Origin of the sequence: Microcoleus sp. Pol12B5, assembly GCF_036701335.1 — a bacterium.
In the GTDB taxonomy this organism is placed as follows: Bacteria; Cyanobacteriota; Cyanobacteriia; order Cyanobacteriales; family Microcoleaceae; genus Microcoleus.
This window is the reverse complement of record NZ_JAUBQQ010000004.1, coordinates 1-9,789: the sequence shown is the minus strand read 5'-3', so window position 1 is coordinate 9,789 and position 9,789 is coordinate 1. Positions and strand designations below refer to the sequence as shown.

Annotated in this window: 10 protein-coding genes; 4 read left to right on the top strand and 6 right to left on the bottom strand. The window is 47.1% G+C overall.

What is annotated here, in order from left to right:
- Nucleotides 1-86 precede the first annotated feature (86 nt).
- Entirely contained in the window at nucleotides 87-797 is a 711-nt protein-coding gene (locus tag QUA24_RS03490; RefSeq protein ID WP_333227242.1) for a DUF547 domain-containing protein, read from the bottom strand.
- Nucleotides 798-894: 97 nt separating this feature from the next.
- On the bottom strand, nucleotides 895-1,092 hold the full coding sequence (locus tag QUA24_RS03485) for a pentapeptide repeat-containing protein (RefSeq protein WP_333227240.1): 198 nt from the start codon (nucleotides 1,090-1,092) through the stop codon (nucleotides 895-897).
- Nucleotides 1,093-1,347: 255 nt separating this feature from the next.
- On the opposite strand from QUA24_RS03485, the gene QUA24_RS03480 reads away from it, so the two are divergent.
- Complete coding sequence (locus QUA24_RS03480) at nucleotides 1,348-2,826, top strand: bifunctional orotidine-5'-phosphate decarboxylase/orotate phosphoribosyltransferase (RefSeq protein ID WP_333227238.1); 1,479 nt, start codon at nucleotides 1,348-1,350, stop codon at nucleotides 2,824-2,826.
- A gap of 152 nt (nucleotides 2,827-2,978) precedes the next feature.
- Here QUA24_RS03480 and leuB read toward each other — a convergent pair whose 3' ends face one another.
- Entirely contained in the window at nucleotides 2,979-4,064 is a 1,086-nt protein-coding gene (leuB, locus tag QUA24_RS03475) for a 3-isopropylmalate dehydrogenase (RefSeq protein WP_333227236.1), read from the bottom strand.
- 119 nt (nucleotides 4,065-4,183) lie between these two features.
- Here leuB and QUA24_RS03470 point away from each other — a divergent pair, with 119 nt between their 5' ends.
- The 3 genes from QUA24_RS03470 to QUA24_RS03460 all read left to right on the top strand — a co-directional run bounded on the left by QUA24_RS03470 (nucleotide 4,184) and on the right by QUA24_RS03460 (nucleotide 7,186).
- Nucleotides 4,184-5,005, top strand: a complete 822-nt coding sequence (locus QUA24_RS03470; protein WP_333227234.1) for a Uma2 family endonuclease — start codon at nucleotides 4,184-4,186, stop codon at nucleotides 5,003-5,005.
- Between the two features lie 126 nt (nucleotides 5,006-5,131).
- Nucleotides 5,132-6,337, top strand: a complete 1,206-nt coding sequence (locus QUA24_RS03465; RefSeq protein ID WP_333227232.1) for a DUF4336 domain-containing protein — start codon at nucleotides 5,132-5,134, stop codon at nucleotides 6,335-6,337.
- Between the two features lie 198 nt (nucleotides 6,338-6,535).
- Nucleotides 6,536-7,186, top strand: a complete 651-nt coding sequence (locus QUA24_RS03460) for a hypothetical protein (protein WP_333227230.1) — start codon at nucleotides 6,536-6,538, stop codon at nucleotides 7,184-7,186.
- Nucleotides 7,187-7,235: 49 nt separating this feature from the next.
- Here QUA24_RS03460 and QUA24_RS27270 read toward each other — a convergent pair whose 3' ends face one another.
- The 3 genes from QUA24_RS27270 to QUA24_RS03450 all read right to left on the bottom strand — a co-directional run.
- Complete coding sequence (locus QUA24_RS27270; RefSeq protein ID WP_445242582.1) at nucleotides 7,236-7,490, bottom strand: transposase; 255 nt, start codon at nucleotides 7,488-7,490, stop codon at nucleotides 7,236-7,238.
- Nucleotides 7,491-7,694: 204 nt separating this feature from the next.
- The gene (locus tag QUA24_RS03455; protein WP_333227228.1) at nucleotides 7,695-9,488 is read right to left on the bottom strand and encodes a metallophosphoesterase family protein; all 1,794 of its coding nucleotides are present in this window, start codon (nucleotides 9,486-9,488) and stop codon (nucleotides 7,695-7,697) included.
- Between the two features lie 39 nt (nucleotides 9,489-9,527).
- Nucleotides 9,528-9,789: transposase (locus QUA24_RS03450; protein ID WP_333227226.1), on the bottom strand; the 262-nt coding region annotated here is incomplete at its 5' end.

The window sequence follows — 9,789 nt, the reverse complement described above, 5'->3', positions numbered from 1 at the left end:
CCCTGTTGAATCTGGCAATTTGAAGGGGTAACGACAGACTAAAAAAATCACCCCCTCAAAAAAACACCTATCCCTAGGCGCAAATTTTATCCATCAACCCGATTCAAATTCCAGTCGTAAGGCAAAAAAACGATCGCCAATCCATCACCCACAGCCGCCTCCGGCCCCAAATAACCGCCCACATACTCAGCCACCGAACCCGCCGCTTTTACAAAATCCTCGCCGTACCACTTAAAAATCTTGCTCAAATAAAGCGTCTTTTTCTCGGCATCATATCGCACCTTATCAGGATTGTGAATAAAACGGCTGGCATCCGCTTCTAGTTGAGTCCGTACCGACTCGGGGAAATAAGCCCCCCGGCGCAGCAGCGGGCACCCGACAGAAGCGCAAACTAATGCAAAATGGATGCGCGGTTCCGCAAATTCCGGCCGCAAAATTGCGTGTTCGATTTGATTGAGACTGTACTTTTTGCCGCCAATAATCGTATTTGAACGAGTGAAAAAATCCAAAAAACTCAGCCAGTTGGGAATTCCCAAAACTTTGGGACGGATCGACGCGATCGGATATACTTCCAGAACTTGAGAAATTGCGATCGCATTATACGCATTCACCCACAACGCCAGCCGCGCATCCGCATCACTACCATCGGCCAAATCCACATCCGCCAAACTTTCCAGCCACCCCCTCAAAACATCCGCCCCCTCAGCTTTCCAGCGTTGATAATTGACGCGCCCCAAATCGTCAACGTAGCGTTGCAGCAACTCGTCCCAAATCGTAAAGTCGATCGTACCGATCATTTATTACTATCCCTAATATAAGGCGGGCATTGCTTTAGTTTCTGCATCTATTTAATACTACCGTCAACCCAAATAATACCTCCAACGGTAGGATTTTTTAGATTAGACCCGTCAAACGGGATCTGGTTAAATTAGCTTGAGTAAAATTAGCGCCTTGTAAATTAGCTTGCCGCCAAGAAGCCCCGCTCAAATTTGCCCCCGATAAATTAGCTTCCCTAAAATTTGATCGTCTCAAATCTCCCCCTTGCAAATTGGCATTTGCTAAACTCGCGTACCGCAGGCGAAGGCCGATCAAATCGCCGCCCGGACACTGGTTAGTTTACCGCAACTAATTGATTTGCTGCGGGTTAGGCGCAATCACTGGTGTAGCCAACCCGAAAATCATTCCTCATGAAACTGCTCCCAAAGTTACAGATTTCCTGCTCTTTACATTCTACAATCTTAAAAGATTCTTAATTTCAATTTCAACGGGGATCGGTTTCTTCCGGCACAACACCCCTCCCAGTTTGAGCTGCATTTTTTTAAATTCCCCTTACCTCCATAACACACTATGACGGATCGAACCAACTTTTTCGATAAACTGTTAGCGGCTGTTGAAAGCAATCAAAGTTTGCTGTATTTAGCCCTCGACCCCGACCCGGAAACCTTGCCCGCGCTGGTTTCCATGACTGGGGAGGAAACTCAAACTTTTGTAACTGATTTGTTGTCAAAGCTAAAAAGTGCGATCGACCAAACAGCCGATTTAATCTGTGCCTGCAAAATCACCCTCGGTTTTTACCAATCTCTCGGTATTCCCGGTTGGGCATTGCTGCAAGAAATTTTAACAATTATTCCCCCTCACCTGCCAGTAATTTTAGATGCCAAACACTGCGATTTAAATACCAGCACAGTGTTTGCCAAAATTGTATTTCAAGACTGGCGAGTTGACGCTATTACTTTAAGTCCCTATCCCGGATTCGACCAAGTAGCGCCATTTTTGTTATACGCTGGAAAAACTGTTTTTGTCCTCTGTGCCAGCGCCAACCCGTCAGCGGCGGCTTTGCAAGAATACCCAACGCCAAACAACCCTTTTTACTTGCAATTAGTCCGACTCTCTCAAACTTGGGGAACTCCCGAAAAAGTCGGTTTAGAAGTAGGAGTAATGCCGGATATGTTAGCCCGCATCCGCAAAGAGGCTCCTGAACGCCTGATTTTAGTCGAAGGAGACATCCCCGCAGAAAATGACCTAACAGAAGAAAACGACCTCGCACAACTGCTGGCGGCTGGTTTAAGCAAGAATGGTGAAGATTTGCTGCTGCCAGTCCCCCCGAGCTTATTAGCGGGGAAAGAGCCGCGCCGAGAAATTGAGAAATTGCGGGATAGTATTAATAAACAGAGGCTGCGGGCGATCGAAGGTAGTCCCACTTGCGAATTGTGGCTGCCCGATGTTTGCTTTTTGCAACCGGAACCTCACCGCGATTTAATCTTGCAACTTTATGACATCGGCTGCGTAGTTTTTGGCGACCACGTACAAGCATCGGGCGCCGTATTTCCATATTACATCGACTTGCGAAAAATTATCTCAATTCCGCAGATTTTCCACCAAATTGTCAGCGCTTATGCAGACATTCTCAAGGATTTAAAATTCGATCGCATTGCGGGAATTCCCTACGGTTCTTTACCCACAGCAACCGGTTTAGCCTTGCGGATGGAACGCCCGATGATTTTCCCGCGCAAGGAGGTGAAAACTTACGGTGCAGGCAAATTGATTGAGGGGCATTTTCAGGCAGGAGAAACGATTGTCGTAGTCGATGATATTTTGATTAGTGGCAAAAGCGTGATGGAAGGCGCGGCTAAGTTAAAATCGGCTGGCTTGAATGTGGAAGATATCGTGGTATTAATCGACCACGAACAGGGAGTCAAAGATAAGATGCAGGCCAACGGTTATCGCGCCCATTCTGTGTTAGCGCTTTCGGAAATTGCTGAAGTTTTGTATCGAGCAAGTCGCATTGATACCGAGCAATTCAAGCTTTTGACGGCGGAACATTAAATTATAAAATATCTAATTACCAGGCTCTGCCTGGTAATTAATACCCGGAGGCTCTGCCTCCAAAATTCTGTCTCATTTGGCTTGTTTTAATGGAGGCAGAGCCTCCTAAAATGCGTTACCAGGCAGAGCCTGGGAACGAGTAACAAGCGAGATTAAGCTTGCAAAGCTTCAATTAAAGCATTGCCCATCGCTCGACAGCCAACGAGTTTCATGCCTTCCGACATGATATCGCCAGTGCGATAACCTCGATCCAAAACTTCGACAACGGCTTGCTCAATTTTATTAGCAGCTTCCGGTTGATTTAAGGCGTAACGTAGCATCATTGCCGCGCTTAAAACTTGGGCGATGGGATTTGCTTTATCTTGTCCGGCGATGTCTGGTGCGGAACCGTGCACGGGTTCAAAAACTCCCGGCCCGCTTGCTCCCAAACTAGCAGAAGGCAGCATCCCAATGCTACCAGTTAGCATCGCTGCCGCATCGGAAAGAATGTCGCCAAATAAATTGCCCGTGACAATTGTATCGAACTGTTTCGGCCAGCGAATTAACTGCATGGCTGCGTTGTCAACGTAGAGGTGAGAAAGTTCGACATCAGGGTATTCTGAAGAAAGGGCAATAATACGATCGCGCCACAGTTGCGAAACATCCAAAACATTCGCTTTATCAACGGAACACAGCCTTTTTCCCCGCTTCCTGGCTGTCTCAAAAGCGACTCGCCCGATTCTATCAATTTCCGACTCGGTGTAAGCCATCGTATTGACACCGCGTTTTTCGCCTGTTTCGGTCTCAAAAATACCTTTCGGTTTGCCGAAATAAATGCCGCCTGTGAGTTCGCGGATCACCATAATATCCACGCCTTCGACAACTTCCCGTTTCAAACTAGAAGCATCAACCAATTGCGGTAAAATAGTCGCAGGACGCAAATTTGCAAACAATCCCAATCCGGCGCGCAGTCCTAATAATCCTGTTTCCGGGCGCTGTTCGCGGGGCAAATTATCCCACTTGTAACCGCCAATAGCTGCTAACAATACTGCATCGCAGTTGCGGCATTTTTCCAGTGTTTCTTCTGGTAGCGGATTGCCTGTTGCATCAATAGCAGCGCCGCCCATTAAAGCTTCTTGAAATTCAAAGCCGATGTCCAATTGTTGACCGACAAGTTTCAGGACATCTACCGCCACAGCGATAATTTCAGGGCCGATGCCGTCTCCTGGTAAAAGAGTGATGCGGTAGTTTTGAGTCATATCGATTTTGGAGTTTTGAGTTGAGATTTGAGATTGAGAGTTAATGGGAATTATTTGGAAATGCAAGACATTCTCACAAGGCTATAATCATATCAGGATAAGCAACCTCAGAATTCATTATGACATTCCCGACTTACCCGCCTGCTCAAGCTGAACCGCCTTTAGACCCCCGGCAGAGTTTGCCAACAATGTATGATTTACCTAGCGAAGACCCAAAGGAGCCCGGTTTGCCAGATACATTTCATTTAGATCAGCCGCAACTCTTGGAATTCACGTTTTTGCCGCCGGGATGGGATGCCGAACAAGTCTTTACAGCCAGTGACCTAAATTTGTATTACGATGCAACACAACCGCGCTGGCATAAACGCCCGGATTGGTTTGCTGCGGTGGGCGTGCCAAGGCTTTATCAAGGGCGCGATATGCGTTTGAGTTATGTAGTTTGGCAAGAACGGGTAAATCCGTTTGTGGTGGTGGAATTGCTATCGCCGGGCACTGAAGATGAAGATTTAGGGCAGACTGTTCAGCAAGCTGGGGAACCGCCGACTAAGTGGCAAGTTTATGAACAAATTTTGCGGATTCCTTACTATTTTGTGTTCAGTCGCTACACGGATGAATTGCGAGCTTTTCATCTTGTAGGAGGCCACTATGAACCGGCAGAATTAATTGATGGGCGGTTATTTATTCCTGAGTTGCAATTGAGTTTAGGTTGGTGGCAAGGCACTTATAAGAGTATGAATCGGTTGTGGTTGCGATGGTTTACGGCCCAAGGAGGGTTGATTTTGAGTCCGGGTGAAAGAGCGACGGCGGCGGAACGGCAACTGATAGAATCTCAACAGCAACTCATAGCATCTCAACAGCAACTGACAGAATCTCAACAGCGAGAGGAAAGACTAGCGGCGCGGTTGCGGGAGTTAGGCATCGATCCTGAACAGTTGGTTTAATAGTTCTCGCACCCAGGCCTGGTGAAACCCCTTTTCAACTCCTCGAATCCCCGCAACAGGAGTGAAATAAGATAAAAACAGTTCGATCGCACGCACGTACAAAAAAATCGGCAAGGAGTCGCACCAGTGGCAGAGGGCGAAGGCATACCAACATCAGCACAGATTGATTCTCGGGACTATTCTTGGGCTTTTTGGCCAGTCGTCCCCCTCTATCCCTACAGCAAGCGGCGCACCATCCGCAAGGAAATAGTTAAAGATACAATCTGGACTTTTGACCAACTACAAGGCATTTTTTACGTTGTCGTCCCGATTCGGATGACAGTAATTAAACTAGAACCCGAAGGCCTTCTCGTCTACGCCCCCGTTGCACCGACTCCTGAGTGCATCCGCTTGGTAAAAGAGTTAGTAGCAGAGCACGGCGAGGTGAAGTACATCATGCTGACAACGGTTTCCGGCATCGAGCACAAAGTTTTTGTCGGCCCCTTTGCGAGGTGTTTTCCCGAAGCGCAGGTGTTTGTCGCCCCGCAGCAGTGGAGTTTCCCGGTGAATTTGCCGCTGAGTTGGCTGGGTTTGCCCGCCAAACGCACCTCTGTACTGCCGTTTGACAGCAGCAACACGCCGTTAGCCGATCAATTTGACTGGGCAATTCTCGGCCCCCTCGACCTCGGTTTGGGCAGATTTGCTGAAGTTGCGTTATTTCACAGACGATCGCGCACGCTGATGTTAACAGATTCCATAGTTTCGATTCCCGAAAATCCGCCCGCGATCGTCCAACTCGACTCGTACCCGCTGCTGTTTCACGCCAAAGAAAGCGCCTCGGACACGGTGGCAGACACCCACGAAAATCGGCGCAAAGGCTGGCAGAGAATCGCCTTATTTGCCATGTATTTTAGCCCCAGCGTGCTGGAAGTGCCACCGTGGTCGGACGTATTTGCCAGCGCACGCAAAGCGCCAGAACGCTCTAGGAAAGCTTATTTCGGGTTGTATCCGTTCAAGTGGAAAAGAGATTGGGTGCGATCTTTTGAGGCTTTGCGGGGAGGAGGGCGGTTGTTTGTCGCGCCGATTTTGCAGACTTTGATTCTCAACCGCGCGCCGAGGGAAACTTTCGATTGGGTGGATCAAGTGGCGAGTTGGGACTTTGAAAAAATTGTACCTTGTCACTTCGATGGTGCGATCGACTCCCGGCCGCGTGAATTTCGGCAAGCATTCTCGTTTCTGGAAAAACACTCGCCTGTTAATTCCTTACCCGAAGACGATTTTAAATTGCTCAGGCAGATTGATGCGGGTTTGAATAAAACTGGTTTGGTTCCACCTGCGAAAGACAAGATTTAATCTTACATCTTCCACCTTTGTTAAGCACAGGCAAGATGCCTGTTCCACACAACTCAATTTTCTTGTGGAAGGGGCCGAAGAGCCCGTTCCTAAACAGGTAATTAAAAAGGGTGCAACATCTCAGTTTAATCTTATATCAAGTTGCGTTCAGACGTACAATCATCAGTGATACCAAGTTGGGGTATAAACCGTAATTCCATGAATAAGAAAAACTTTTTGCTGGTACTCTGTCTGTTGCTACCAAGCCTAGTCATAGGCTGCAAGCAGCCACAAACCTCTCAACAAACATCAAGTCCCTTTGTCCGCACACAAACCACGACCATCCCAGGTTGGAAAAAATTTGAGGGACGCGGTGTACAATTGCAGTTACCGGAGAGTTATAGCGGCGGAGATCTCAGCCAATATCTGGACGTGGTGGTTCAGAAGCTGGAATCTTTGGGGCCCTACTATCAGCAGGTAGCTCAGTCACTCAAACAGAATCCATCCGCATTCGTCATCTGGGCTTTTGACTCGAAGGTTAGTAAAGCAGGTTTTCTGAGTAATGTCGCTATTGCTATAGAGTCAGTTGGACCTACAGTGACAATAGATACATACTTGGATCTGATTCCTAAACAATTACCCAGCGAATTTCGTGTCGTGGAGCAGAAGAAAGTGTCGCTTGACCGCTATCAGGCAGGTCAGATCGTGATAGAAGCAACAATTTCCGGTGTAACTGCCAAACAGATAATCTACACGATTAAGCAAGGGAGCAATATGTGGATTGTTGCATTCTCTACCAGTGCTGAGGAATTTGAAGAGCGCAGGCCCACGTTTGAACAAAGTATTAACACGTTTTCAGTGAGCGATTAGCTCGACTTTTTTTCCAGCGAACATTGTAGGTCTGTTGTATAAGCTGATACTAAGTTGCTTTCAAAGAGCTTATTCTAAAATGTGGGAAATAAGTCATTGAGCGCAAGCGTTCCGGATGAGATGCTAGATTGACAAGTCCATGACAAAGTTCATCGACTACCTTAGACATTGACTTGAATATTCGGTTATTAAAGTAGTTTTCTCGTAAATCTTCCCACAGATGTTCAACGGGCATTAATTCGGGACTATAAGACGGTTGATTCAACAGCCGAATATTTTCGGCGATTTCCAAATTATTTGACATTTATCACCCTCAACTAGATTCTACATCACAATGCAGCTTGGTATTACATCTTGCACCATTCTCAAGAACAGGCAAGATGCCTGTTTCACAAAACTCAATGTTATTGTGGAACGGGCATCTTGCCTGTTCCTAAATAGCTAATTGAGAATAGTGCAACATCTCAGTTGACTCAGATATCTGTAGGGACACGGCAATGCCGTGCCCTTACCTTTCGCACTTAAACTCATCAAACTTCACCACTTCCGACTCTGGTTTCCGCGTATCAAAATAGTAGCTGCTAACCGTACCCTCGCCCGTATCAAAAATAGTAAACGCAGTAATATCATTGCTATCAATATACGGCAGCGGCCGCCCGTCTTCTCCCAACAAAGGCGCAACAGTCGGCACTACAGGTTCCAATCCGTTCGGGTCTCCAATAGCGCTGTAATCTTCCCGATATGCCGGCGGCACAAATCGGCGCTTTTCCCCCACAAAAGCACCGTAACTGTTGCCCACATTAGAAGTCTCCAAAAAGTGCATTCCGCTGGAACTTACAAACCGATTCCATAAGTGGGAATGTCCGTAGAATACCAACTGCACGCCCGCTGTTTCTAGTAGCGGCACTACATCCCGAATCAGATAATCTTGCTGTTTCGGATACTCGTAACGCACCATTTTAATCTCGCCATCGAGAGCGCGATCGACTATTTGCACTGGATCAGTATAAGCAGGTACAATATTGTCACCCAGAGAATGCGGCGGGTAGTGAAACATCACAATTTTATATTTTGCCTGCTGGAATTCCGCACTCTTTAACTCTTGTTGCAGCCAATTATATTGAGCGCTGCCCTTGACAATCGGCTCAAAAATATGCTGTCCGTATCCCCATTTTTCGGGATTATTAAAATCTGCGTCTCGTTCCCGATACCTGCCTCTCGCACCCGGATCTAAATTCGGAGTCCGCCAGATATTCGCAACGTATAAAGTCACTAGCCGCACGTCCCCAAAAGTCACAGCATAGTATTTTTTGCCTCCCGGTAAATTGAAAATTTCGTCATAGGTATCGCTATTAAAAGTATTGTTTTTTAGCCATATTTCCCGCACAGAAGAGTCATTACTAGGATTCAAAGATGCAGCACGTTTAGCGTATATTTTCTCGGCAGCCGCGCGGGGAAAAGGATCATTAAATTGGTCGTTGAGGGGGCTGGCAGTTGAAAACCTGCCCATGATTTCGTGATTGCCAATGGCGGGAAATAAAGGCGCGTGTTGGATCAGTTCGCCGCCGCTGTAAACGGTTTTGATGCCGTTTTTGTCCAGTTCGGAAAATGCGCGCCCTTGCATAGCGGGAAAGAATGCCCGGCCTCGGTAGTCGTCAAACCATTCGGAAGCGCGATCGGGTATATTAATTAAATCCCCAGCCATGAAAACCGCGTCAACTCTGCCAATTGTTTCGCCTACTTTCTGGAGATTTGCTGCTGTCATCGGCATCAATTGATGGTCGGAAGTGAGGAGGATTTTGAGCGGCATTCCTGCTGCTGGTGTGGGAGAAAGAGTGAAAACTTTGCTTCTAACAGATGCGCCGTCTTTCCTTTGGCTGGTAACTCGATAAGGAATGCGAACACTGGGCATTAAATTGGGGACTTCTGCTTCGTGGCGCCAGATGTCGCGGACAATTGGATTGCTGTCAATTATGCTTTGTTTGATTTCATCGGAAATGCGCGAGTCTTTGTCTTCGTGAGTGCGGCTTAGCTTGGTAGTATTTGCCGTCACAGTTTGATTCAAATTTTCGCCGTAATCAACTGTGTTGCGAGTACCGGCAAACTCTGTGAACCAGACAACTCGCACCGAGTTTGCTGTTGGAAGTTGCAAAAACGGATCGCTTAAAAGCTGAGGTTGGTTGAGGTAAGATTGCATGATAAAACCCAGCAATAGGACAATCAAAATCAAAAGACCAAAAAACCAGGGATTGCGAGAATAACCTTGAGAAGTTTCTACTGTATTAGGCAAAGGCGTTAACATAAGTCATTAGTCATTAGTTGTAGATACTGTCTTGACCTGTCAAGGGGTAGCAGTCAAATAATTGGGGTCGAAAGGCTTTTGGGATTTTAAAATCCCAAAAGCCAAATGCACCAGTTTCCTCATCAGCGCACCAATCACCTGCATTTTGACCTTTCCACGACCCAATAATCGTTCACTCATAGCTTTGAGTAACGGGTTATGACGCATCGCCACTACCGCAGGCATATATAATGCCTTTCGCAGTCGGACATTGCCAGTGCAGGACAAACGAGTTTTGCCCTTAACCGAAGTCCCAGAAGTG

Excerpts from the sequence above, each read along its gene's own strand:
- QUA24_RS03490 (WP_333227242.1), bottom strand. The coding sequence starts at position 797 with ATGATCGGTACGATCGACTTTACGATTTGGGACGAGTTGCTGCAACGC.
- QUA24_RS03480 (WP_333227238.1), top strand. The coding sequence starts at position 1,348 with ATGACGGATCGAACCAACTTTTTCGATAAACTGTTAGCGGCTGTTGAA.
- leuB (WP_333227236.1), bottom strand. The coding sequence starts at position 4,064 with ATGACTCAAAACTACCGCATCACTCTTTTACCAGGAGACGGCATCGGC.
- QUA24_RS03470 (WP_333227234.1), top strand. The coding sequence starts at position 4,184 with ATGACATTCCCGACTTACCCGCCTGCTCAAGCTGAACCGCCTTTAGAC.
- QUA24_RS03460 (WP_333227230.1), top strand. The coding sequence starts at position 6,536 with ATGAATAAGAAAAACTTTTTGCTGGTACTCTGTCTGTTGCTACCAAGC.
- QUA24_RS27270 (WP_445242582.1), bottom strand. The coding sequence starts at position 7,490 with ATGTCAAATAATTTGGAAATCGCCGAAAATATTCGGCTGTTGAATCAA.
- QUA24_RS03455 (WP_333227228.1), bottom strand. The coding sequence starts at position 9,488 with ATGTTAACGCCTTTGCCTAATACAGTAGAAACTTCTCAAGGTTATTCT.